Here is a 1,548-nt window from a genome sequence, read left to right as displayed (position 1 = left end):
CCAGAGCGTCGCCTGGCGCGTCGGCAACCGCGACTTCGACGCCCAGGTCCGCCTGCTCGACGGCGACCTCAACGTGCTGGCCGAGGGGTCGCCCTCGAGCGAGGCGCTCTCCCTGCTCACGTTCAGCCTGCCGGCCGACGGCCTGTACATCATCCAGGTTCAGGCCGCGCCCGGCAACGCCGGGACGCTGGGCGACAACACCGTCGGCCTGTACTCGCTCAACGTCGGCGACGCCGTCCGCGAGCAGGAGCCCAACGACACGGCGGCCAACGCGACGGTCTTGCTCGACGGGTTCGTCGCGGCCGACATGGCCGCCGGCGATGTCGACTGGTTCCGCATCCCCGTCGAGGCCGGGCGGATCTACCACGTCCGCCGCGCAAACGCGACCGTCGGCGAGTTCGCGACGGTCGACCTATTCAACGCCGCCGACCCGGCCACGTCGGTCTACGACGGGTCGGGCTGGAACGGCCGCTACGGCGACGGCGACTTCAAGGTCCAGATCCTGCCGACCGAGGACGGCGAGTTCCTGCTCCAACTGGCCGGCGGCGAGTCGGGCTCGTACGAGGTCCACATCAAGAGCACCGACATCTCGGAGCTCGCGGACGCCTTCGAGCCCAACGACGAGACCGGCTCGGCCCCGACGGTCACGCCGGACGGGACGCGCCGCGAGGCCATGTTCTACAACCCCGCCGACCCCGACTTCGCCCTCGACCGCGACCTCTACCGCGTCGACATCGTCGAGGGCGGGCAGACGCTGGTGTGTGAGTCGGAGCCGTTCACGAGCGAGTTCTGGAGCCGCGACACCGACCTGTTCTCCAAGATCCGCAACGCGGCCGGCGAGGTGATCGCCGACAACGACGACGGCGCGTTCGACTGGCACACGCGGTCGACCGTCGCCGTCACGGAGCCGGGCACGTACTACTGCGAGTTCGGGTCCCAGGACTTTATCGGCGAGGAGACGCCGGAGAACGACGACCGCGACCCGACGACGGGCGAGTACGCGTTCCGCATCAGCTACGTCGGCGTCGAGGCCGAGCCGAACAACGACATCGCCAACGCCACGCGCCTGACCACGCAGGGCCGCCTTGAGGCGACGTTGGAGGCCGGCGACGTGGACACCTACCGCCTCGACCTCGAGGCCGGGACCATCTACCACGTCCGCACGGTCCGGGGCGAGGGCATCGGCGAGTTCGGCGACACGGGCGCGGCCGCCCAGCTGCTGGACGCGAACGGGAACAGCGTGACGGACACCGAGACCGGGTCCTGGCGGACGCGGAACAACGGGGGCAACATCAAGCTCAACCTGGTTCCCGAGACCGACGTCACGTACTACCTCCAGATCCCGGCCCCGGCCGAGCTGGGCGACGGGACGTACCAGGTGCTCATGAAGGCCACGCCGATCGAGCCGATCGCCGACGTCCTCGAGCCGAACAACACGTTCGACCAGGCCGACACGCAGCCGTCGGTCGCCGACGACGAGCGGTTCGACGCGATGCTCTACGACGACTCCGTCGAGGGCGGGCACGACGACCTCGACTACTACTGGGT

At 69.6% G+C, this 1,548-nt stretch carries 1 protein-coding gene; it reads left to right on the top strand.

Annotation, left to right across the window (positions count from 1 at the left end; translation table 11 throughout):
- Nucleotides 1-1,548 (top strand): hypothetical protein (locus WBA11_RS08945; RefSeq protein ID WP_424520354.1); only part of this gene is annotated, 1,548 nt, incomplete at both ends.

Origin of the sequence: Rubrivirga sp. (assembly GCF_049648075.1) — a bacterium.
Taxonomy (GTDB): domain Bacteria; phylum Bacteroidota; class Rhodothermia; order Rhodothermales; family Rubricoccaceae; genus Rubrivirga.
This window is presented reverse-complemented; position numbering and strand designations above follow the sequence as displayed.